The organism is Vibrio sp. TRT 2004 (assembly GCF_050113735.1).
In the GTDB taxonomy this organism is placed as follows: domain Bacteria; phylum Pseudomonadota; class Gammaproteobacteria; order Enterobacterales; family Vibrionaceae; genus Vibrio.
Map to the genome: position 1 here is coordinate 18786 of NZ_JBNJOH010000002.1, position 23533 is coordinate 42318.

A 23533-nucleotide genomic window follows, 5' to 3' on the forward strand; every position below is an offset into this window, starting at 1 on the left:
TTGCTAGAACAAATAGGGAAATTTCATGCCTACAGAAAAACCTACAATTATTTACACCATTACTGATGAAGCACCTGCGCTAGCGACATATTCACTTCTTCCAATTATTCAGTCGTTTACTGCTTCTTCAGGTATCAACGTTGATACACGTGATATCTCTCTAGCTGGGCGTATTATTGCTAACTTCCCAGAGCACTTAACTGAAGAACAACGCATTGGTGATGCACTGACTGAACTTGGTGAGTTGGCTAAAACACCAGAAGCAAACATCATTAAACTACCTAATATCTCAGCTTCTATCCCTCAGTTGAAAGCCGCGATTAAAGAGCTTCAAGAAAAAGGTTACAACCTACCTAACTACCCTGAAGAACCAAGTACGTACGAAGAAGAAGCGATCAAAGCAACGTACGACAAAATTAAAGGTAGTGCGGTAAACCCAGTTTTGCGCGAAGGTAACTCTGACCGTCGTGCTCCTCTATCTGTAAAGAACTATGCGAAGAAGAACCCACATTCAATGGGTGCATGGTCTAAAGATTCGAAGTCACACGTTTCTAGCATGGCAGACAACGACTTTTTCGGTAGTGAAAAATCTCATACCGTTTCAGGTGAGACAAAAGTTGCCATTGAGTTTGTTGATGCAGCGGGTTCAGTAAAACAGCTTAAAGCACCTTTTGCTCTGCAAGATAAAGAGATTATCGATTGCTCAGTAATGAACAAGAAAGCCCTAGTGGAGTTCTTTGAAGCGCAAATCGAAGAAGCAAAACAGCAAGACGTATTATTGTCTCTGCACATGAAAGCGACAATGATGAAAGTCTCTGACCCAGTAATTTTTGGTCATGCTGTTAAAGTGTACTACAAAGACGTATTTGCGAAATACGGCGACCTATTCGATAAGCTTAGCGTTGACGTAAACAACGGTCTGGGTGATGTGTACGCTAAGATTCAAGCGCTTCCTGCGGCACAGAAAGAAGAGATTGAAGCGGCTCTACAGGCTGTTTACGAAACTCAACCGCCTTTGGCGATGGTTGACTCAGATCGCGGCATCACAAACCTACATGTTCCAAGTGACATCATTGTTGATGCTTCTATGCCAGCAATGTTGCGTTCGTCGGGTCAAATGTGGGGACCAGACGGCAAGCAGAAAGACACTAAAGCGATGATCCCAGATCGTTGCTATGCAGGCATCTATCAGGCTGTGATTGATTTCTGTAAAGAGAACGGTGCATTCGATCCAACGACAATGGGCAGCGTACCAAACGTTGGTCTAATGGCTCAGAAAGCCGAAGAGTACGGTTCTCATGATAAGACCTTTATCCTAGATGCAGCGGGCACAGTGCGTATCGTTGATGCATCCGGTGCAGTGCTACTGGAGCAATCAGTAGAAGAAGGCGATATCTTCCGTATGTGTCAGGTTAAAGACGCACCAATCCAAGATTGGGTCAAGCTTGCAGTCACTCGTGCACGTGCAACGGGTGCGCCAGCGGTCTTCTGGTTAGACGAAAACCGCGCTCATGACGCTCAGCTGATTGAGAAAGTAAACCAGTACTTGCCTCAACACGATATTGAAGGTCTAGAGATCAAGATCCTTGCTCCATTAGAAGCTTGTCAGTTCTCTTTAGAGCGTATCAAGCAAGGTCTAGATACGATCTCAGTAACGGGCAACGTTCTTCGTGACTACCTAACTGACTTGTTCCCGATTCTTGAGCTTGGTACATCAGCGAAGATGCTATCAATCGTTCCTCTCATGAACGGTGGCGGTCTATTTGAAACGGGTGCGGGTGGTTCTGCTCCTAAGCACGTTCAGCAGGTAGAGAAAGAAAACCACTTACGTTGGGATTCACTAGGCGAGTTCCTCGCTCTTGCCGCTTCTCTTGAGCATCTAAGCACAGTAACAGGCAATGCTAAGGCGCAAGTACTGGCAGACGCTCTGGACAAAGCAACAGGTGACTTCCTAGATAACAACAAGTCTCCTTCGCGTCGAGTAGGTGAGTTGGACAACCGTGGTAGCCATTACTACCTAGCAACATACTGGGCACAGGCACTCGCGTCACAATCTGACGATGCTGAACTTGCTGCTGAATTTGCGCCAATCGCTCAAGCACTAGCGGCGCAAGAAGAGAAGATTGTTGCAGAATTGAATGATGCACAAGGTGTCGCTGGTGACCTAGGTGGCTACTATGCACCTGTGTTTGAAAAAGCGTCAGCTTTGATGCGCCCAAGCGAAACACTTAACGCAATCATCAACGGCTAAGTCAGACATTCGATACAACAAAACCCGCTGAAAAGCGGGTTTTTTCATGTTTAAAACGATTAAGTTGGCAGCGATTTTATTTTGCTGGTTGAGCTTCAACCGGAACTACACAGCTTGCGTGATAGCCTTTAGGTCCTTCTTCCACTTCAAAATTCACTTGTTGGCCAGCTTTCAGAGTACGATAACCATCCATTTTAATGGTTGAATAATGTGCAAACACATCTCCATCCTCTCCCTCTGGACAGATAAAACCAAATCCTTTGGCGTTGTTAAACCATTTTACTGTACCTGTAGCCATGCTATACATCCCTCATGCATTTTGTTACTGATGTTGTTTGAATATTTACATTGATTCCTTGTAAACAGAAAGTGAATTTCCATTCAGCCGCTGCCAAATTTTCAGTCACTATTTGACCAATGTAGCCAATGATTGAGCACAGTCAATAGGAAAAAGGTATTACAGTCTACATATTTACAAACAAATCACTTTTGAGATTTACATTTTTGCAACGATTTGGCTTGATAAATATCGATAATCTATAAGTTGCTGTTATTGTTTTTGGTTTCTTTTTAATCAATTAGATACATCTCTTACGCCGATAGAAATCTTTTATTTGCAGCGACGCAATTGCTGCATTAGTCTCTAAGTAAGAACAAAATTTAATTGCAGCGTTTTGTTCGGAATAGTAAGAACTAAATTCAAAACTTCTGCTCTGTGAAGTGGTAAAATTAAAAGAGTCAAACATCAACGTCTAATAGTCATGAGCAAACATTTTGAATGGGTTACTCCAGATTCAGATCTGCTGGAGTTAGAGAAAACAAAAGTTAAGCCACCGTCCATGTATAACGTTGTCCTAAACAACGATGACTACACACCAATGGACTTTGTGATTGAGATCCTAGAGCGCTTTTTCTCTATGGATATCGACAAAGCAACGCAGGTGATGCTCCAGGTGCATTATGAGGGAAAAGCAATTTGTGGCACGTATACTGCAGAAGTTGCTGAGACCAAAGTAGCGCAAGTTACAATGTATTCTAAGGAAAACGAGCACCCTTTGCTTTGTACAATGGAACAAGCCTAGCGCTTGTTCGAGCAACCTAAGTTGTTCTTATAGGAGGTACTTATGCTGAATAAAGAATTAGAGTCGAGTCTAAACGGCGCATTTGCTCGCGCTAGAGACAAACGACATGAGTTTATGACTGTCGAGCACCTCCTGTTAGCATTGTTGGAAAACGATGCAGCGAGAGAGGCTTTGCAGGCATGTCAGGCAGATGTAGATTCGCTTCGTAGTGAACTGGATGTTTTCATTGATCAAACTACCCCTCTCATTCCAGAAAACGACGAAACTCGCGAAACGCAACCCACTTTGAGTTTTCAACGCGTTTTGCAACGCGCAGTATTCCATGTTCAATCTTCTGGCCGCAGTGAAGTAACAGGGGCAAACGTCCTTGTGGCGATTTTTAGTGAACAAGAGTCTCATGCGGCTTATCTACTTAAGAAAAACGACATTAGCCGCCTAGATATTGTTAACTTTATTTCTCACGGTATTACCAAAGCGTCGAGTTCGAGTGATGACTCTCATTCCTCTGACTCTTTCAGCGACAACGTCGAGGATACTGGTTCAGAGGAGCGCCTAGAGAGCTTTGCAACGAATCTTAACCATATTGCAAAACAAGGGCAGATAGACCCACTGATTGGTCGCGAGAAAGAACTAGAACGAACGATTCAGGTATTGTGCCGTCGTCGTAAAAACAACCCATTACTGGTCGGTGAGGCAGGGGTTGGTAAAACGGCGATCGCTGAAGGTCTTGCATGGCGAATTGTGGAAGGCCAAGTGCCTGAGATTATCGCTAACAGTGTGATTTACTCGTTGGATATTGGCTCGCTACTTGCGGGTACTAAGTACCGTGGTGACTTTGAGAAACGTTTTAAAGCGATTCTTAAACAGCTAGAAAAAGAAGACGATGCCATCCTGTTTATCGATGAGATTCACACAATTATCGGTGCAGGTGCCGCCTCTGGTGGTCAAGTCGACGCGGCAAACCTAATCAAGCCATTACTAAGCAGCGGCAAACTGCGTTGTATCGGTTCGACAACTTATCAAGAGTACAGCAACATCTTTGAAAAAGAGCGTGCGCTATCGCGTCGCTTCCAAAAAATCGATGTGGTTGAACCGTCTCTTGATGACACCACTAAGATACTTATGGGCTTGAAACCTAAGTATGAAGCACACCATGAAGTGCGTTACACCAATAAAGCGCTTCGTGCGGCGGTTGAGCTATCGGCTAAATACATTAATGAGCGTCATTTGCCAGATAAAGCGATTGACGTTATTGATGAAGCAGGTGCTCGCAGTCGTTTGGCTCCAGCGAGTCGTCGCAAGAAAACCGTAGGTGTTGCAGACATTGAAGCTATGGTTGCTAAAATGGCACGTATACCTGAAAAATCTGTCTCATCTTCAGATAAAGAGATACTGCAAAAGCTCGATGAGAAGATGAAGATGCTGGTGTTTGGTCAAGATGATGCCATCGATGTACTTAGCGAAGCGATCAAGTTGACTCGCGCGGGTCTTGGTGCAGACCATAAACCAGTGGGTTCATTCTTGTTTGCAGGCCCGACGGGGGTAGGTAAGACTGAAGTCACGGTTCAATTATCGAAATTACTTGGTATCGAGCTACTTCGCTTTGATATGTCTGAATACGGTGAACGTCATTCGGTGAGCCGTTTGATTGGTGCGCCTCCGGGTTACGTCGGATATGATCAGGGTGGTTTGCTGACGGACGCCGTCATCAAACATCCTCACTCAGTCGTTCTGCTCGACGAAATCGAGAAAGCGCATCCAGACATCTTTAACCTGCTACTGCAAGTTATGGATAATGGTACCTTGACGGACAACAATGGCCGTAAAGCTGACTTCCGTAACGTTATTTTGGTGATGACCACCAATGCCGGTGTTCAGGAGACCGTTAAGAAATCTATCGGTTTGATCCAACAAGATCATAGTCATGATGCGATGTCGGAGATCAAGAAGGTCTTTACGCCAGAATTCCGTAACCGTTTGGATAACATCATTTGGTTTAACAGCTTAGATGAACATGTGATCCATCAGGTTGTCGACAAATTCATTGTTGAGCTACAAGCGCAGCTTGATGCTCGTGGTGTATCGCTCGAAGTTTCGGATGATGCTCGCCATTGGCTTGCAGTTAAAGGTTATGACAAAGCCATGGGTGCTCGTCCTATGGGGCGTGTTATCCAAGAGCAACTGAAGAAACCACTGGCGAATGAACTGCTATTTGGTTCTTTAGTGGATGGCGGTACAGTGAAAGTTGATCTCAATGATGATGAGCTAAAGTTCGAGTATCACAGTGAGAAAGAAGCGGCCATTCATCCTTAAGACGCGGAAATGTTAACAAAGCCAGAGCATTGCTCTGGCTTTTTGTTTATCGGCTTAAAGCTGGTCGTTAACCAAAAACAGATTTCACCGCCTGATAAGCACTTTCTACACTCGTTGGAATGGATTGTTCAATTTGGAAACCGAGCTTGGGGTAGTCTTTAATTCGCTCGAAATCTCCCAGCATTGCTGTCACTGTTGTTGTCAGGTCAATGTCCTCGTTAAAGTAATCACAGAAAGTGGTTTTGGATGACGTGACACAAATGTGCTGACAAGGAGCAGGCCATTGCTTAACGAAAGTCGCGTAGGTACGTCGCTCCATGTACGGTTTTTGAACCAAGATAAACGACTTAAAATTTAGCCCTAGATTTTGCAATAACTGGTAGGTGAAACGAACATTTTCACCGGTGTTGGTCGCTTTATCTTCAACAATAATGTCAGCCGCTGGTACACCAAGATCTTTCGCGTAATCGGCAAAAGTCTGGGCTTCACTTGAAGTAAAAACACCTTCAGTTAATCGGCCAGTGCCCCCCGAAAAGATGATTTTAGACGCCCATCCTGCAAGATAGAGATGAGCCGCATACTCCGCAACGCGGATATCGTTACTTCCAAGCACAAAGATGCAATCAGACCGCTGTAAGGTGTCTGACAGCTGCATGTACTGCCATAAATGTTCAATCTGCTGGTAGAGTTTTAATTGACTCATAAGAGGTTGACCTTTCTAGAGTGCATCTAAGGTGTGTTGAAAATGAAAGCGATAACCTAACGAAACAAGTTTATCAGCGATGATGCGTTTGTCTGGGACATGCACGAGAGTGGGTAACTTGTTATCGCTTGCGACACTGTCTAACGCCGCCTGATAGTATTCTGCCTTATTCACCGTGTTCGGGGTGGTGGCGTTGACGGTGGTATCTATGCTGTTCAAGGCCATAAAACTTACGACACCTACAGCATCGTGCAAATGAAGCATGTTAGCAGGAGCTTGGTCGCTAACTTGTTTTAACATCGCCGCAAATCGAGAGGGATGTCGGTTGGGGCCAACCAATCCACTGCAACGAACAATTGCGTAGCTGAGTCTAGAATCAATTAGGTGCTGCTCAGCCTGCAACATGATCTTGGCATTGTCACTAAACTCAGGATTATCGATACTTTTATCGAGAGTCGCATCCTCCTCGATCATCTCTTGAGCTAGGTTAGGGTACACAGTGGTAGAACTAACCATAACAACCCGTTGAACCCCATTGTTTTGCGCAGATGCAATCAGCGTTTGCCAGTTCCCAACGTAGTCTTGACCACTCTGTTTGCGAAACCCCGGAGGAAAACAGCCAATCACGATGTCAGTTGGAGTTGAGCTAAGCTGTTGGTCGAGATCGTTACTGCCATTCGCTAGGTTCGCGACGAAACTATTGATACCGAGTTGTTCAAGTTCCTTAACGCCTTCTGGTGTCGTTTTACTGACATGGACACTGTGTCCAATAGAGGTCAAGTACTGGCCAAGCGGCTTACCTAACCACCCTCCACCTACGATAGTTATCTTTTTCATTATTTCGTCCCTGATAGGAGCGTACGAAGCTCTGTACGAAGAAGCTTGTGTACTGGTTTATTTGCGAACCCTTGGTGCTGAACCACATCGACATTGGCTTGCCATTGCAGCCGCTCAAACTCGTTCGGAATTCGCTTAATCTGATTTTCTTCACAAGCATTGGCGGCGATATGAGTGGGTAAAAATCCCCAGCCAAAGCCTTGAGCGATTAAGCCTAATAATACGTGGTAGCTATCTGCGTACCAAATATCGGGGCTGTATGCCTGTTGAAATCCACTGACTTTGTTATTTCTAGAGCGTAACAACAATTGGCGGTGAAGCAACAGTTGATCGACATTAGCAGATGTTTGCATTGCAAGTGGATGTTTCTGACTCACATACAGGTCAAATTCAACATGGCCAATCGATTCGAAATCAATGCAGGCAGGGGTGTCGACCTCTGAGAAAATTAATCCGGTTGTGGCTCTTTTTTCGGTCACCATATCGAGAATGTCGGTACTTGAAGAGACCAGTATCTCAACCTTTAGATGGGTGTATTGGTTTGTGACCTGCTCAAGCACGCCTGTGAAATTGGTCAAGGGAATCCCTTCGTCAATGGCAATGGTGATGGCTTGCTCTTGCGGCGCGAGCAGGCTAGTGCTGCACTCAATCAAACGCTGATGCTGCCTGAGAGTGGCGTTAGCGTGGGGGAGTAGTTGTTTCCCGGCCTCTGTGAGTACTGGGTACCGACCTTGACGATGGAACAGTTCTGTCCCGCAGTCGATTTCTAAATTCATTACATGCTGACTCACCGCAGACTGCACTTTATTAAGTTTGCGAGCGGCGGCTGAAAATGATCCAGTTTCGACGGTAGCGCAAAAGGCTGAAAGTTGTTCAATGCTAAACATATCACTTTTACTGATGGTAACTAACTTTTTAGTATCTTGATTGTAGATGATTATGTCGCTTCAAGTTGAGATCAAACAGAGATATTAAGATGCAGACTAAAGAACGTATTTTTCACGCGGTATCCTTTGAGGCATTCGCCCTAGCGATCATTATCCCAGTGACCTCCTTGATTACTGGAAAAGAAACCAGTGACTTAGCGCTTGTAGGGATTGGACTGAGTCTTTTTACTGTGGTTTGGAATTACGCCTACAACATAGCGTTTGATCGGCTGTGTGCTGTTCCCCGTCAACAACGAACGTTACGAGTGCGCTTGCTGCATACATGCGGCTTTGAAGGAGGGCTGATTTTTATTACGGTGCCGAGCATTGCGTGGTTTTTAGCCATAGGAGTTCTAGAAGCGATAATGTTGGAAGCAGGATTTCTCGTGTTCTTCTTTTTCTACGCGACTGGGTTTAACTGGTGTTATGACCGAGTGCAACCTTATAGATGGTTAACAGCAAGAGTTTAGCGCAATGCGGAGAGCGTCCTATTATTAAAGAGTGTCTTATCCGTCTTGGTGGATACCTAGATAAGTATGAAGTGGCTGCTCCTAACCTGTCTGTTACTCTATTCCTTGGCGGTTCAACCCGCACCGAGGGTTTATATGACGTCGCTAGACTGGCCGCCATATTCTGGTGAGTCATTGTCTGACAATGGATTCTCAGTGGCCATTGCCCGAGCCGCTTTTTCTACGATGGGGTATGAGCTGGTGGTTGAATTTAAACCTTGGGTACGGAGTGTCGCTTTAGCATCAAAAAAAGATCAGTATATTGGCTATTTTCCTGAGTATTATTTTGAAACCAGTGAGTTTGTCTTTTCTGACCCGATAGGTAGTGGGCCATTAGGGCTGGTGGAGAATGTTAACAGACCTATCTCTTGGAGCCAACTTGAAGAGTTACAGATGTTGCGAATTGGAGTGGTTCAAGGGTACATCAACACAAAACAGTTTGATGGCATGGTCAGTCAAGGTTTAATTCAGGTCGAAGCCTCTGCCAATGACACTATCAATATCCACAAAGTGGCTAAGGGACGATTAGATGCCGCAGTCATTGACGCGAACGTTTTAGATTATTTAATCCGTATCGACCCGCGTAAGAAGATGCTGTCGAAGATGATTAGGATGAACAGTAGGATGTTGGAGAGTAAGTTACTCTATCTTGCATTCAAAAACACGCCAGAAGGGAACAACTGGCGTGCTATTTTCAATCAAGGTCTAGAGAAGATCGATGTTGAGGCAATCATAGAACAACATAACCAGATCCAACTACTTGGGGTCACATTGCCTGCCTCAGAGCAAGGGATGCAAGAAACTAACTAGAAAGTACGCGCAGAGCTTTGTCTGCGTGCTCAGCCATTTCAATACCTTCGTCAGTTAAGTAGCCACCATCAGGAAGTGTGCACAACCCTTTCTCATATAGGCGCTGTACAGCCGCCTGCATCTCTTTAGAAGCGTCATGGTGAACTTTAATACCGGTTGCAGCACTACTGATATCAAACTGAAGCAAGAGATTAAGTTCAGCCATATGGTCAGGCGTAAATTTCATAATTAATTCCTTATCGAACGTACTGGATTCAAGGTAATCAGGATGATGTGAATCGGCAACTCAATGAGTTGAGAAATGTTATCCAAGCCTTACTTTAACAACAGGATAGAACGAAATTGGTTATCTGCTGTGCAATCGAAGAGAGACTAGATCAGAATCAAAGAATTATCTGCTAAGCGGAATATTGGCTTGTCATTATTAGGGGCAATCTCCCGAATGTTAGGGATTTAAGTTATGGCGAAATGGGTCAGTATACTAATGTCTAATAGCCAACAAGCATAATAAAGTTTGTTATTATGAATATTCAAACTAAAACAATAATCAGCGCTCTACTTTAGTAGTAATTGATATTTAAATTATTGATTTTGAATGCTATTTTTAATTGATTTAATGAGCATTTATCTAAATTTATCTTTGTATTAGCCTTAGTTTTCATGAGGTGAAAAAGATTTTGTCTACTTGAATGATTTAACGCTTGAATTTGATCACAATTCACGTAATTATCCGCGCCCACTAACCCATATGTTGCAAAATGTTTCCCGATGATAAATCTCAATCAGTTTGATTCATTATTACCTCCTCAAATGGCTGAGCGTGCGGCAGAAATTGGCGTAGGCAAAGCAACCAAAGACCCTGTTAAATCATTCCTATTGGCGATCTCCGCAGGTATCCATATTGGTATCGCATTTGTGTTCTATACCATAGTAACGACAGGTGCAGGTGACCTGCCTTGGGGCATCACACGCCTGCTGGGTGGCCTTGCCTTCAGCTTAGGTCTGATCCTTGTGGTGGTGACGGGTGGGGAGCTGTTTACCAGTTCTGTTTTGACCTTAGTGGCGCGTGCCAGTGGCAAGATTACGTGGAAAATGCTGTTTAAAAACTGGCTGGTTGTCTACGGTGGAAATCTTATTGGTGCCTTGTTGCTTGTTGTTTGTATGTTGATGACCAAACAGTACATGTTTGACCATGGTCAGGTTGGTCTTAACGCAATGGCGATTTCCCAGCATAAGCTACATCACACGTTTTTATCCGCTGTTGCTTTGGGGGTAATGTGTAACGTACTAGTCTGTGTCGCTGTATGGATGACCTTTAGTGGACGTACACTTACCGACAAGATTGCAGTGATGATTTTACCTGTCGCGATGTTCGTATCTGCCGGATTTGAACACTGTATTGCGAACATGTTCCAAGTGCCAATGGCTATCGGCATCAAGTATTTTGCGCCAGCTGAGTTTTGGCAGATGACGGGGGCGAATATTGCTGATTATGCCGACCTCAACATGATCGATTTTATTACTAACAACCTAATTCCAGTGACACTAGGTAACATTATTGGCGGCGGAGTGTTTGTCGGAATGTGGTACTGGTTGATCTATCTAAGAGACTAACCGCATATCTCTTGATATAAGGCTCACATTTGTGAGCCTTTTTTAGTAGCAAAACCACTTATCGATATTCGACACCCAGCCATTCATCTAACGCCTGAATCTCTCTTGGTTCATCTTTTAGCCAGTCACGAAAATCACTATTCTCGCTATCAGTATTGGTAGCGTCACTGCCATTGAAATACATTACTTTATCCCTCTAGTAAGTCCTGAGTGACAACCTAAGTGGGTCAGATGACAAGATTATTACGTTGCGTGAATTAAATTTTATGCGCATGAATGCAAAGAAATTTTTTTATTGACCTCTCTGTAAGCTCTGGATAGACCAGTTGTAATGGATGTATCACCACGGTTATCCACAGAATCTGTGGATAAGATCCAAAATCCCATTGAGACAACTTACGAGATCATTTGGTAGATGGGATGTGAACCAGTATACGTCCTTCCTTGCTAATACAGTTTCTCACCGTCAGCTTGAGCGCAGAGACGATAGAAATCGTCATCATCACAAAGATCGCAACCATGATCATTAACTGATATTTAATGGCGATAATAGGACTTGCGCCGCCTAAAATTTGCCCAGTCATCATTCCCGGTAGGGTAACCAAACCTGTCGTAGCCATTGTGGCAATGGTCGGAACGAGTGAACGACGAATCGCATCACGCACAAAGGGTTGAGTGGCGTAATATGGGGATGCACCTAAAGACAACGCGGCTTCGTATTCACTGCGACGAGTTTCGAGCCCTGAGAAAAAGGTCTGCATAGAGACGATATTACCACTCATAGAGTTACCCAAAAGCATACCTGCAAGGGGAATTAAATATTGAGCATTAAACAGCGGCATGGGTTTGATGACCAATAACGTGATAATTGAAAGTATCGGCAAAAGCCCCACAACCAAACCTGTTGTGATGGGCAGCATGAGCCTAGAGGCGGGCAATTTGGCTTTGCTAATGATGGCACTGGAACCAATGAGCAACATGAGTATCAGCCAAAGTAAATTTACAATTAAGCTATTGATAGTAAATAAGTATTCTAGATAGATGCCGACCAGTATAAGCTGCAATGTCATACGTGCTACACTGATGAAAATATCCTTTCCTAGATCAAGCTGGTAGTAGCGATCGCAAAGTAGTGGGACAGCTAGCAAGCTGAAGAATATCGCCAAAACCAGCCAATCTATGTCTATAACACTGTCCATAATTTTCCCTCAATTAGTCCGTCGCTAGTTTATCAGACTACAGAACAGCCTCACCTTGTCTTGAATTCGGTAAACATAAGAAAAAGCACTCATTTTAGCTACATCATGGTTACAAATGGGCTAAAATTAGCACGATAGTTGTGTGCCTCTAAAGTGGTATATGTTAATAAATGTTATCCAAATGATGCGCGTAATGGGTGATTTTAACAGTTTATTCACTATTAACAATTCTTCACATTTAGGCGTATATTGACACATCAGAATGCAATTAAACACAACTCTGGATGAGCTCAAAAAAGTGTTGGATAACAAGGGCAGAACGTCCGGAATTGATTGAACCCTACTAAGAGTATGGTCTAACATTTCTCTTTAGAGATTGTAAAAAAACTTTAGCTTATTCGATAGAGCTAACCAATAACACTAGATACAAAATAGGCAAATGTATGAGTGATGTTAATAAAATCGAGAGTGGTGAAAAACGCTCTCTGGAGTGGAAGTCATTCCTCTTCATCGCGGTTGTTCTCTTCCCTGTTTTAAGTGTGGCGTTCGTAGGCGGTTACGGATTCCTAGTGTGGATGCTGCAAGTATTCTTTATGGGTCCTCCAGGTGCTCATGGCATGTAGGCCAATGAGCTCAATTCCACATTTTTAAAAAGATTTTAAGAGAGCAAAACATGAAATCATTGATCATTAAACTGTGGCGTACCATGACACGCCCTGCAGTTCATATCAGCCTAGGTGTGCTGACTATGGGCGGCTTTATTGCGGGTGTTATCTTCTGGGGTGGCTTTAACACTGCTTTGGAAGCCTAACACTGAAGAGTTCTGTGTCAGTTGCCACACCATGCGTGACAACGTATACGTAGAGCTTCAAGAAACCGTTCACTGGAAAAACCACTCTGGTGTTCGCGCGACTTGTCCAGACTGCCACGTACCACATAACTGGACTGACAAAATCGCTCGTAAGATGCAGGCTTCAAAAGAAGTGTTCGCTCAGGTATTTGGTAACTACGATGAACCAGGAGTATTCGAGGAGCGTCGTATTGAGCTTGCTAAGCACGAGTGGGATCGTTTCTCTGCGAACAAATCGCTAGAGTGTAAAAACTGTCACAACTACGAATCGATGGACTTCGAGCAAATGTCTCCGACTGCACGTATCCAGATGAAACAAGCAGCAGAAAAAGATCAAAGTTGTGTTGACTGTCATAAAGGTATTGCCCACAAACTACCAGCAGGTATGGACAGCATTGGCGGTATCGTTGGTGATTTAGAAGCATTGGCATCAAATACCAACTATGGTGTTGGTCAGTCACTAGTGAGTGTTCGTCACTTGCCAGTGTACTTCGATGCTGAAGGTACTCAAGAAGCGGGTCTACTAAACCCTGCATCTACGGTAAAAGTGATTGCAGACAAAGGTGACTTTGCTGAAATCGAAATCGATGGCTGGCGCAAAGCGAAAGGCTTTGGTCGCGTGATTCAAGAAGATTTCGGCAAAAACATTGCGGTGGCTTCACTTCTTAAAGAAGCATCAACTGATAGCAACGTGGTGACAACAGGTGAGAAGCGAGTAGACGAGCTAACGGGTCTTCCTTGGGAGAAAGTGGCTGCGAAAGTATGGATCAAGAAAGAATCTATGCTGAACGATATCACTCCAGTGTGGGAAAAATCGAAGGAAGCGTACAAGACAAACTGTTCAGTCTGTCATACACAGCCAGCTGAAGCGCACTTTGATGCCAACACATGGCCTGGTATGTTCGACGGTATGCTAGCGTTCGTTAACTTGGATACAGATAGCGAAGCACTTATCCTGAAATATCTACAGAAGCACTCTTCAGATTATGCTGAAGGTCACCACTAATAAGCGTCGGATGGAGTAATTTAAATGGCTATTACACGAAGAAGTTTTCTTAAAGGCGTTGCAACGACAAGTGCGGCGTCAGTAATCGGTCCGAGCTTATTAGCGTCTGCTTCTGCAAACGCAGCTGAGACCGTAGGTACTTGGAAAGTAACAGGTTCACACTGGGGCGCGTTCCGCGCCCACATCTACGCGGGTAAAGTTCAAGAGATCAAGCCGCTAGAGTTAGATAAGAACCCAACAGAGATGCTTAACGGTATCAAAGGCATTCTCTACAGCCCATCACGTGTGCGTTACCCAATGGTACGTCTAGATTGGTTGAAGAAACACAAATACAGTGCGGAGACACGCGGTAACAACCGTTTTATCCGAGTGACTTGGGACGAAGCGTTAGACTTGTTCTACCGTGAGCTAGAGCGCGTACAGAAAGACTACGGTCCATGGGCTTTACACGCGGGTCAAACGGGTTGGAACCAAACTGGTTCGTTCAACAACTGTACAGCACACATGCAACGTGCGGTTGGCATGCATGGTAACTTCATCACTAAAGTGGGTGACTACTCTACAGGTGCAGGTCAAACCATTCTGCCATACGTTCTAGGTTCTACCGAGGTATACGCGCAAGGTACATCTTGGTCAGAGATTTTAGATAACTCTGACAACATCATCTTGTGGGCAAATGACCCAGTGAAAAACCTCCAAGTAGGTTGGAACTGTGAGACTCACGAGTCGTACAAGTACCTCGCTCAATTGAAAGAAAAAGTCGCTAAAGGTGAGATCAACGTTCTGTCTGTTGACCCAGTTAAGAACAAGACTCAACGCTACCTAGAAAACGACCACCTGTACATCAACCCGATGACAGACGTTGCATTCATGCTGGCTGTAGCGCACGTGCTTTACAACGAAAACCTTTATGACAAGAAGTTCATTGAGACTTACTGTCTAGGTTTCAACGAGTTTATTCAGTACGTTCAGGGTGAGACAAAAGATAAAGTTGTTAAGACGCCTGAATGGGCAGCGGAAATCTGTGGCGTTAAAGCAGACAAGATTCGCGAATTTGCTCGTATGCTGGTTAATGGTCGTACTCAGATCCTTATGGGTTGGTGTATTCAACGTCAACAACACGGTGAGCAGCCATACTGGGCAGCGGCTGTTGTTGCCGCTATGGTCGGTCAAATCGGTCTACCTGGCGGCGGTATCTCTTACGGTCACCACTACTCAAGTATCGGTGTACCTTCGACTGGTTTTGCTGGCCCTGGTGGTTTCCCACGTAACCTTGACCAAGGTATGAAACCGAAATGGGACAACAACGACTTCAATGGTTACAGCCGTACTATTCCGGTTGCGCGTTGGATCGACTGTCTACTAGAACCAGGTAAAGAGATCAATTACAACGGCGGTAAAGTTAAGCTACCAGACTTCAAGATGATGGTGATTTCGGGTAACAACCCTTGGCACCACCACCAAGATCGCAACCGCATGAAGAAAGCATTCAAAAAGCTTCAAACTGTGGTAACGATTGAGTTTGCTTGGACAGCAACGTGTCGTTTCTCAGATATCGTGCTACCTGCTTGTACGCAGTGGGAACGTAACGACATCGACGTGTACGGTTCATACTCAAGCAAAGGTCTGATTGCCATGCACCGCTTAGTGGATCCTCTGTTCCAATCTAAGCCTGACTTCCAAATCATGAGTGAGCTGACTCAACGTTTTGGTCGCCGTGAGGAGTACACTCGTGGCATGAGCGAAATGGAGTGGATTGAGAGCCTTTACAACGATTGTCGTGATGCCAACAAAGGTAAGTTCGAAATGCCAGAATTTGCAGAGTTCTGGGAGAAGAGCGTACTCGACTTTGGTGAAGGTCAGCCTTGGGTTCGCCACGCAGATTTCCGTAAAGATCCGGAGCTCAACCCTCTAGGTACACCGTCAGGTTTCCTAGAGATTACTTCTCGTAAGATCGGTCGTTACGGTTATGAACACTGTCAAGAGCACCCAATGTGGTTCGAGAAGACAGAGCGTTCTCACGGCGGTCCAGGTTCAGACAAACACCCGTACTGGCTACAATCGTGTCACCCAGATAAGCGTCTTCACTCTCAGATGTGTGAATCGGAAGAGTTCCGTGCGACTTACGCGGTTCAAGGTCGTGAACCTATCTACATCAATCCTGCCGATGCGAAAGCAAAAGGCATTAAAGATGGCGATTTAGTTCGTGTATTCAACGACCGTGGCCAACTGTTAGCGGGTGCGGTTGTTACAGATAGCTACCCTCGTGGTGTTGTTCGTATCGAAGAAGGTGCTTGGTATGGTCCTCTGAACGAGAAAGAGGGCGCAATCTGTACTTACGGCGATCCAAACACATTGACCATGGACATCGGTTCATCTGAGCTTGCTCAGGCAACATCTGCGAACACATGTATCGTAGACTTTGAGAAGTTCACTGGCAAAGTACCGCCAGTCACCTCATTCGGTGGTCCAATCGAAGTGGCTTAATCACGTCGAAGAGATAAAAAATACCAGCCAATATGCTGGTATTTTTTTGCTCGTTTTTTGACATTTAGCGCTTACTGTTTAGTCCGTAGCGCGTTTTTAGGCTCTGCAATTCTTGTGCGGCTTGTTGGTCGAAGAATTTGTTCAGTACCTCGACAATTTGTTCCGCTTGTGGGTGGCTCTTGCGCACAGCAGCGTACAAGGGTGTCGAGTCGAGGTAGACGTCGCTAAAAGCGAGTTGCCCTCTATCAATCCCCATTTCTTTAATCGTCCATTCTCCTACCACTTCATCGGTAACCAAAGCATCGGCTCTTTCTGTGAGGACAAGGCGAATGCTGTTCGGAAGGTCGATCGATATAACTGGCTTCATTTGGTCATACTCAAGTAGGCTTCCCGCATAGGCGTAACCGTTAATCAGAGCAACGCGCTTATCTTTAAAGCTCTCTAAGGACTTGAACTTGAAGTTGCTCTTTCGCAACGAAACAACGGCCATTTGGTTATACATGTAAGGTTGCGTAAACAGAAAGGTCTTTTCTCGCTCTTCCGTTTTCCATATTGCGATAATGACGTCGTTTTTGCCTTTGATGGTCTCTTTAAGAATTCTTGCCCAAGGTTTCTCGGTAAATTGGACTGTGTAACCTGAAGAGGTGAGCGCATTAACGACCATGTCATGGGCGATGCCTTTGCCAATGGGAGAATCCATGATAAATGGAGGCCAAGCTGTTTGGGCTGCATGCAAGGTCTCTGCCGCAGTGGAGCTTGCCCATAGACTCAATGTGATGCAAACGGTGATCTTAAGACGGCTTGTAAACAAAAGGGTTACTCTTTATTGACTGTACTTTGAGTTTAGTCGACGCATGTCAAGCGAAAGAGTTTTTCTTGATTGTCTCATTGGCTGAGAAAATGAATTAATTATTTTGAACTTTATTAACTCATTGGTTTTTAAAATGTTTAGATAAAAACTCACAATTATTGTGATCTTTGTCTAAATTTATCACCATTAATGGCGAAAAGGTGCGCTGTTTTTAGCTTTTGTTAGGTTTTTATCGATTGCGCATTATGATTTCTTAGTTCTTTTTCGATTGTTTTATTTGTTAATTATCAGTAGGGCGAATAGTTTCTGCCATCAGAGCGAGCAGATGGTGTATGACGCTCATAAATAAAAATATATAGGAACAAATAAAAATGAAAAAGACAGTATTAGCAGTAGCACTTTCTCTTGTTGCTGGTTCAGCGATCGCAAACGATGTAAACCAAGATGTATCTGAGCGTGCACGTGAATCAATCATCGACCTTATCCTATCTGGTGACGAGTTCTCTGTAGGTGGTCAAGTAGCCGTTGGTGGTTACTACCAAGAAGGTCGTAAAGATGGTGCTGAAAAAGAAGAATTTTACAACGGTGGCGTAACGGGTTTTGACCTATTCGTAAACTACCAGAAAGGTAACGTTCTTGGTCAGTTCGCGGGTGAATTTGACCTAGCTGATAACTACTCTTCTATGGACGCTAAATTCACTGTAATCGACGCTTGGGTTGGTTACAAAACTGGTTTTGGTGTTGCGACTATCGGTTACGCAAATGATTCTGCGCTAGATGCAGTTGACGGCGCAGCAGACCTAACAATCGAATTCGGCGCTTCAGCTTCTGATGCTTCAGATGTAAACCAAGTGGTTAAGTTTGAAGGTATCAAAGAAGGCTTCAAATACGCGATTTCTTACTACGGTGACCGCGAAGCAGACGCGACTGGTCAAAAAGGCTTTAACGGCTACGTTGGTTACCAAAACGACAAGTTCCAAGTTAACGCTGGTTACGAAAACAACGACGAGAAAAACAGCAAAGACGGCATCGAGCAAATCATGCTAGTTAATGGTGTGGTTAACTTTGGTGATATCGCGATTGGTGCTAACGTTGCTCAACATGAAAAATTCAACGGCGACGACTCAATGCTATACAGCGCATCTGCTGGCTACACTATGGATAAACTGTACCTAGCAATCGGCTACGCACACCAAGAAGGTTACGCAGCGAATGACTTCGATACGCAGTACACTAACTTCGGTGCGTCTTACCAAATCACTAACAAACTTTCTACGCTAGTCGATTTCAAAGTTGACCTAACTGACGAAAACGGCAACGATGATCTAGAAGCGTTCTTCAAAGTTGCTTACGACTTCTAATCAAGTTTAGGCTCTTACTTTTACGGCCTGCATTGCAGGTCGTTTGTTATAAAGCAGGACGCTTTGCGCAATAATCCACTGCCTTTTTGCCCTCCGGAGATGGAGGGCTGTTTCGTTTCCAAAAAAGCACATTAAGCAGTGAATTCACTAAAAAATGCGTGTCTATTTGAAACCTGGACTAAAGCGATAAAAATCTGAAACGTGATGAGAGTACGCTTTTGTACTGTTGATGAAATGGACAATAAAATAGGCGAGTGCTGTAATGGACGGGTTCCAGTTTTGTTCAGAGTATTGATATGGCCCAGCAGTTAGAACTTGCCAATGGTCGCAAAGTCCTAGTCCCAAGTTACCAAATTCAAATCACCCAAGATAAAAACCAGCTTTCATTCTCTTTCCAAGGTCTGAGCAATGACAAGTTTGATCAACGGTTCTTACTGTGTCAGACGGAATTCAATTTTGAGCGCAGCGCTGTATTGCTCGGGGACGGCTTTCAAATGCTGGCGCAAACCACGGGGACGGTCGATGAGCCAATCGACATTGGACGTTGTCCTGATAATAGCCTTAGCTACCGTATCTACCCGAGCAGTGCCAATAAACGTTATTACAACTATTTGGTGATTGAAGATTCTCAGGGCTACAACTTGTTTGGCTTTACGTCATGCCACCGCTTTGCGGGCTATTTTGAGATCGAAGAGTCTGAAAGTGGTCTGATGATCAATGCGTATTTGGATGGAGAAAACACTTATCCATTGGATTGGGCGAGTAATCAGTTAGAGTCTCTTGTCTGCTTACAAGGCGAGTCACTGTCTCGTCTATATAGTGACTTTACCGATTTGATTGCACAGCATCACACTCCAAGGCCTGGCGTGACAAAACCTTCGCCTATCGGCTGGTGTTCTTGGTATGCCTACTATGCGGAAGTGAACCAACAAAATATCTACGACAATCTAGAAAAGATGCAGGGCAAACTTGCTCAACTGGATTACGTTTTGCTTGATGATGGGTATCAGGCTTTTATGGGAGATTGGCTAACCCCTTCTGACAAGTTTCCGTCGGGAATTAAAAACGTTATTGCTCGGATTAAATCGGCTGGGAAAAAACCAGCAATCTGGTTAGCTCCTTTTATTGCTCAGCCTGAGTCAGAGGTTTTCAAAAACCACCCTGATTGGTTTGTACGCCATCAAGATAACAGCCTGCTCAAAGCCGATGATGTAACCTATGCTGGTTGGCGATGTACGCCTTGGTACATTCTCGATACGACTCACCCAGAGGTTCAGGCGCACTTGACCCATGTTGTCAAAGTGATGAGAGAGGAATGGGGAGTAGAACTGTTTAAGCTTGATGCAAACTATTGGGGCACGCTCAAAGGCAAAAGAAGCCAAAGCGGAGTCACTGGTGTAGAAGCTTATCGTCTTGGGATGGAAGCGATTGCAGAAGGCGTGGGTGATGGTTTGATCTTAGGCTGCAACGCGCCGATGTGGCCATCTATTGGTCTGGTGGACGCGATGCGGGTCTCTGATGATGTTGAGAGGAACGAACGTCGCTTTGAACAGATCGCCAAAGAGACTTTCTATCGCAGTTGGCAGCACCGTAAGCTTTGGCAGTGTGATCCAGATTGTGCCACGTTTGTTTCTCTTGCTAATCAAGCCGCAGAAAGACAAAGTTACCAATTCCACCGTGACGTTCTACTCGCCTCTGGGGGCCTATTGCTATCAGGCGATCCATTAACCGAACTGACCCCGTTTGCTCAACGTTCGTTAAGTAAACTGCTGCTAAGGCACAAACACTGTCAGGAAGCGGCGCGCTTTACTGCGTTAAATCTCCATCACGCCTATTTACCTTTGACAGAGAGAAACGAATTACACTGTCTGTTTAATTATCAGCAAGCGGCACGTGACATCACTTTAACTGCGGATCAACCTGTCTATTGGTACGACTACTGGAGCGGAGAGAAGCTGGTGGCAGAGCCAACCCCTGTTATTGAAGTGAGTCTTGAGTCAGGCTTATCAAGCCGAGCGATAATTACCTCGATATAGCACAAAGAGTGCTTTAACATGTGTCACTGAACAAAAAAACATATCGATTAGGTATCAATGTCAGTAATACTTGGTATTGACCCTGGCTCTCGAATCACGGGATACGGGGTCATACGTCAAAATGGTCGTCATCTCCAGTACCTTGGTAGTGGATGTATACGCACCTCAGAAAAAGAGCTCCCTGGGCGATTGAAGCAGATTTACGCCGGAGTTTCAGAAATCATCACTCAGTTTCAACCGGACGTTTTTGCCATAGAACAAGTCTTTATGGCACGAAACGCGGATTCAGCATTAAAGCTTGGTCAAGCTCGTGGTAGCGCTATTGTCGCTGCGGTTAATGCTGAACTGCCCGTTTACGAATACGCGGCAAGATTGATCAAACAAGCGGTGACAGGAACGGGCGGGGCAGACAAAGAGCAGGTTCAGCACATGGTACAACAGATGCTGAAGTTACCTGGTCGTCCGCAAGCTGATGCTGCCGATGCACTGGGCGTGGCAATTTGTCATGCCAATACCAATAAAACCTTGATTGCAATGGCAGGAAAGGCAAGCAGTGCCCGTCGAGGTCGTTATCGATAGACCTACCAATAGTGCCGAGCTCAACATACAGGTCGATGCAGTCCGCACCCTGACCTCTCAACTTGATCAAGTTGTCTCAAAAATCTAGTCAATAATGATAAAGGACTGGATGTCTATCCAGTTCTTTATTATCCTGTCGCAAATTCATTTCTAAGAGTATCCACTGTGATTGGACGTCTGCGCGGCATTCTAATTGAAAAACAACCACCTGAATTATTGATTGAAGTTAACGGCATTGGCTACGAAGTTCAGATGCCGATGAGCTGTTTCTATGAGCTACCAAATGTTGGTGAAGAAGCAATCATCTATACTCACTTCGTGGTACGTGAAGATGCGCAGCTACTCTACGGTTTTAATACAGTCAAAGAACGTGCGTTGTTTAGAGAAGTGATTAAAGCAAATGGCGTTGGTCCTAAACTGGGTCTGGGCATATTATCGGGCATGACGGCGAGCCAGTTTGTTGCCAGCGTCGAAAGAGAAGATATCTCGACACTGGTTAAGCTACCAGGGGTGGGTAAAAAGACGGCAGAGCGACTTGTGGTTGAGATGAAAGATCGTCTCAAAAGTTGGAGTGCTGGTGATCTCTTTACCCCTTACACTGATGCCGCACCAATTGACTCAGTGCCAGAAGCTGCTCAGTCGAGCGCAGAAGAAGAAGCGATCAGTGCACTGCTCGCGTTGGGTTACAAACCCGTCCAAGCCTCAAAAGTGGTTTCTCAGGTAATGAAACCAGAGATGAGTAGCGAGCAATTGATTCGTGAAGCCCTGAAGTCGATGGTTTAAAAGGTATCAGTCATGATTGAAGCGGATCGCTTAATAGCACCAGACAATACGATCTACAAAGAAGAAGATGTTATCGATCGTGCGATACGCCCTAAGAAGTTAGAGGACTACAAAGGGCAAGATCACGTCCGTAACCAGATGGAAATCTTCATTAAAGCGGCTCAGTTGAGAAATGAAGCACTGGATCATCTGCTGATATTTGGTCCTCCGGGTTTAGGTAAGACGACCTTAGCCAACATTGTCGCGAATGAAATGAACGTAAATATCCGTACAACTTCCGGCCCTGTGTTGGAGAAAGCGGGCGATTTAGCCGCCTTATTGACCAACCTTGAAGAGAACGACGTGCTCTTCATCGATGAAATTCACCGCTTGAGCCCAATGGTTGAAGAGGTACTCTACCCAGCGATGGAAGACTATCAGTTAGACATCATGATCGGTGAAGGCCCAGCGGCTCGCTCAATTAAAATCGATTTACCACCGTTCACGTTAATCGGTGCGACGACGCGTGCTGGCTCTCTGACCTCTCCTTTGCGAGATCGTTTTGGTATTACGCAGCGTCTTGAGTATTACAAGATCCCAGATCTACAAAACATTGTTCAACGCAGTGCGGATTGTCTCGGTCTTTCGATGGAAGCTGAAGGTGCTCTAGAGGTTGCGCGTCGCGCACGTGGGACACCGCGTATTGCTAACCGCTTGCTTAGACGTGTACGTGACTACGCGGAAGTGAAGGGGGACGGTCACATTTGTGCTGAAGTGGCAGACAAAGCGCTCAACATGCTTGACGTGGATGCTCAAGGATTCGACTACATGGACAGGAAACTGCTCTTAGCCATTATGGAAAAATTTGGCGGTGGTCCCGTTGGGCTCGATAACATGGCGGCCGCGATTGGCGAAGAAAAAGATACGATTGAAGATGTTCTTGAACCTTATCTTATTCAACAGGGTTATCTGCAACGGACACCAAGAGGGCGAATCGCTACCGATAGAGCGTATCTTCATTTCGGAATTGAAAAATAAGTTTTCACGGCCAGCAAATTCTTGCTGGCTTTTTATTATTAGTGATCTAAATCACATTAAACTAAATTGCCTACCACTAAATAGGTAATGTAAATGAGTGATTTGTTAACCACTTGTTTTGCATAAATAGTAATTTACAGCCGTATGCAACCCTCTCTTAACAAATGAGTTTCAAAATGCTTGATTCAGATCAAGGTGGCGCTTTTTTAATCACAAATGCCGTGCAAAAGTTGATGTAAATCAAAGCGAACTCTGTCCATAAATCTTTTGAAACAACCTGTTTTTAGCAGTAATATTAGTCCTAGCTATATTAGCTGATGCTTAACAATTAACTAACCGTTACGGTACATTTTTGCAAC

The 23533-nt window shown here is 44.7% G+C and carries 21 protein-coding genes and 1 pseudogene; 14 read left to right on the forward strand and 8 right to left on the reverse strand.

Annotation, left to right across the window (positions count from 1 at the left end; all coding sequences use genetic code 11):
• The first annotated feature begins 25 nt into the window (after window positions 1-25).
• Window positions 26-2251, forward strand: a complete 2226-nt coding sequence (locus tag ACQEXR_RS01080) for an NADP-dependent isocitrate dehydrogenase (RefSeq protein ID WP_427019608.1) — start codon at window positions 26-28, stop codon at window positions 2249-2251.
• Window positions 2252-2327: 76 nt separating this feature from the next.
• On the opposite strand, the gene cspD is transcribed toward ACQEXR_RS01080, so the two are convergent.
• On the reverse strand, window positions 2328-2549 hold the full coding sequence (gene cspD / locus ACQEXR_RS01085; protein ID WP_138972431.1) for a cold shock domain-containing protein CspD: 222 nt from the start codon (window positions 2547-2549) through the stop codon (window positions 2328-2330).
• A 463-nt stretch (window positions 2550-3012) separates the two neighbouring features.
• On the opposite strand from cspD, the gene clpS reads away from it, so the two are divergent.
• Both clpS and clpA read left to right on the forward strand, forming a co-directional pair.
• Entirely contained in the window at window positions 3013-3333 is a 321-nt protein-coding gene (gene clpS, locus ACQEXR_RS01090; RefSeq protein WP_006879492.1) for an ATP-dependent Clp protease adapter ClpS, read from the forward strand.
• A 42-nt stretch (window positions 3334-3375) separates the two neighbouring features.
• Window positions 3376-5646 (forward strand): ATP-dependent Clp protease ATP-binding subunit ClpA, encoded by a 2271-nt coding sequence (clpA, locus tag ACQEXR_RS01095; RefSeq protein ID WP_331427442.1) that lies wholly within the window; start codon window positions 3376-3378, stop codon window positions 5644-5646.
• A gap of 67 nt (window positions 5647-5713) precedes the next feature.
• On the opposite strand, the gene ACQEXR_RS01100 is transcribed toward clpA, so the two are convergent.
• Genes ACQEXR_RS01100 through ACQEXR_RS01110 form a run of 3 tightly spaced genes read right to left on the reverse strand, consistent with a single transcriptional unit; the run spans window position 5714 to window position 8073 of the window.
• Window positions 5714-6349 carry a YdcF family protein gene (locus tag ACQEXR_RS01100; RefSeq protein WP_427019609.1) on the reverse strand — a complete coding sequence of 212 codons (636 nt, stop codon included), beginning with the start codon at window positions 6347-6349 and terminating at the stop codon, window positions 5714-5716.
• Between the two features lie 15 nt (window positions 6350-6364).
• A complete protein-coding gene (locus ACQEXR_RS01105) occupies window positions 6365-7186 on the reverse strand; it encodes an NAD(P)H-binding protein (RefSeq protein WP_427019610.1) in 822 nt (273 codons plus the stop codon).
• Window positions 7186-8073, reverse strand: coding sequence for a LysR family transcriptional regulator (locus ACQEXR_RS01110; RefSeq protein WP_427019611.1), 888 nt, complete (start codon window positions 8071-8073; stop codon window positions 7186-7188). Before ACQEXR_RS01110 ends, ACQEXR_RS01105 begins: the two co-directional genes overlap by 1 nt.
• An 89-nt stretch (window positions 8074-8162) precedes the next feature.
• On the opposite strand from ACQEXR_RS01110, the gene ACQEXR_RS01115 reads away from it, so the two are divergent.
• Complete coding sequence (locus ACQEXR_RS01115; RefSeq protein WP_426951218.1) at window positions 8163-8582, forward strand: PACE efflux transporter; 420 nt, start codon at window positions 8163-8165, stop codon at window positions 8580-8582.
• Between the two features lie 66 nt (window positions 8583-8648).
• Window positions 8649-9431 carry a substrate-binding periplasmic protein gene (locus ACQEXR_RS01120; RefSeq protein WP_427019612.1) on the forward strand — a complete coding sequence of 261 codons (783 nt, stop codon included), beginning with the start codon at window positions 8649-8651 and terminating at the stop codon, window positions 9429-9431.
• Here ACQEXR_RS01120 and ACQEXR_RS01125 read toward each other — a convergent pair.
• Window positions 9424-9657 (reverse strand): TIGR02647 family protein, encoded by a 234-nt coding sequence (locus tag ACQEXR_RS01125; RefSeq protein ID WP_426951215.1) that lies wholly within the window; start codon window positions 9655-9657, stop codon window positions 9424-9426. The two genes, ACQEXR_RS01120 and ACQEXR_RS01125, sit on opposite strands and share 8 nt — an antisense overlap.
• Before the next feature lie 545 nt (window positions 9658-10202).
• Here ACQEXR_RS01125 and focA point away from each other — a divergent pair.
• Window positions 10203-11045 (forward strand): formate transporter FocA, encoded by an 843-nt coding sequence (gene focA / locus ACQEXR_RS01130; protein WP_269377350.1) that lies wholly within the window; start codon window positions 10203-10205, stop codon window positions 11043-11045.
• 58 nt (window positions 11046-11103) lie between these two features.
• On the opposite strand, the gene ACQEXR_RS01135 is transcribed toward focA, so the two are convergent.
• Entirely contained in the window at window positions 11104-11229 is a 126-nt protein-coding gene (locus ACQEXR_RS01135) for a hypothetical protein (RefSeq protein WP_426967942.1), read from the reverse strand.
• A 220-nt stretch (window positions 11230-11449) separates the two neighbouring features.
• Window positions 11450-12244, reverse strand: coding sequence for an ABC transporter permease (locus ACQEXR_RS01140; RefSeq protein WP_427019613.1), 795 nt, complete (start codon window positions 12242-12244; stop codon window positions 11450-11452).
• A 443-nt stretch (window positions 12245-12687) separates the two neighbouring features.
• On the opposite strand from ACQEXR_RS01140, the gene torE reads away from it, so the two are divergent.
• The 3 genes and pseudogenes from torE to torA all read left to right on the forward strand — a co-directional run bounded on the left by torE (window position 12688) and on the right by torA (window position 16587).
• Window positions 12688-12867, forward strand: coding sequence for a trimethylamine N-oxide reductase system protein TorE (torE, locus tag ACQEXR_RS01145; protein WP_138972439.1), 180 nt, complete (start codon window positions 12688-12690; stop codon window positions 12865-12867).
• A 50-nt stretch (window positions 12868-12917) separates the two neighbouring features.
• Window positions 12918-14100: pseudogene (torC, locus tag ACQEXR_RS01150) on the forward strand (pentaheme c-type cytochrome TorC).
• 24 nt (window positions 14101-14124) lie between these two features.
• Complete coding sequence (torA, locus tag ACQEXR_RS01155) at window positions 14125-16587, forward strand: trimethylamine-N-oxide reductase TorA (protein ID WP_427019614.1); 2463 nt, start codon at window positions 14125-14127, stop codon at window positions 16585-16587.
• 64 nt (window positions 16588-16651) lie between these two features.
• Here the strand turns inward: torA and ACQEXR_RS01160 are convergent, their stop codons facing one another.
• Entirely contained in the window at window positions 16652-17398 is a 747-nt protein-coding gene (locus ACQEXR_RS01160) for a substrate-binding periplasmic protein (RefSeq protein WP_427019615.1), read from the reverse strand.
• Window positions 17399-17769: 371 nt separating this feature from the next.
• Between ACQEXR_RS01160 and ACQEXR_RS01165 the strand changes: the two genes are divergently transcribed.
• The 5 genes from ACQEXR_RS01165 to ruvB all read left to right on the forward strand — a co-directional run bounded on the left by ACQEXR_RS01165 (window position 17770) and on the right by ruvB (window position 23174).
• Complete coding sequence (locus tag ACQEXR_RS01165; protein ID WP_426951210.1) at window positions 17770-18759, forward strand: porin; 990 nt, start codon at window positions 17770-17772, stop codon at window positions 18757-18759.
• A 296-nt stretch (window positions 18760-19055) separates the two neighbouring features.
• The gene (locus ACQEXR_RS01170; protein WP_427019616.1) at window positions 19056-20795 is read left to right on the forward strand and encodes a glycoside hydrolase family 36 protein; all 1740 of its coding nucleotides are present in this window, start codon (window positions 19056-19058) and stop codon (window positions 20793-20795) included.
• Between the two features lie 57 nt (window positions 20796-20852).
• Window positions 20853-21374: a crossover junction endodeoxyribonuclease RuvC gene (gene ruvC / locus ACQEXR_RS01175; RefSeq protein WP_269377204.1), complete on the forward strand. Its 522-nt coding sequence runs from the start codon at window positions 20853-20855 to the stop codon at window positions 21372-21374.
• Between the two features lie 165 nt (window positions 21375-21539).
• Window positions 21540-22157: a Holliday junction branch migration protein RuvA gene (ruvA, locus tag ACQEXR_RS01180; protein WP_138972446.1), complete on the forward strand. Its 618-nt coding sequence runs from the start codon at window positions 21540-21542 to the stop codon at window positions 22155-22157.
• Window positions 22158-22169: 12 nt separating this feature from the next.
• Window positions 22170-23174: a Holliday junction branch migration DNA helicase RuvB gene (gene ruvB, locus ACQEXR_RS01185; RefSeq protein ID WP_138972447.1), complete on the forward strand. Its 1005-nt coding sequence runs from the start codon at window positions 22170-22172 to the stop codon at window positions 23172-23174.
• Window positions 23175-23533 lie beyond the last annotated feature (359 nt).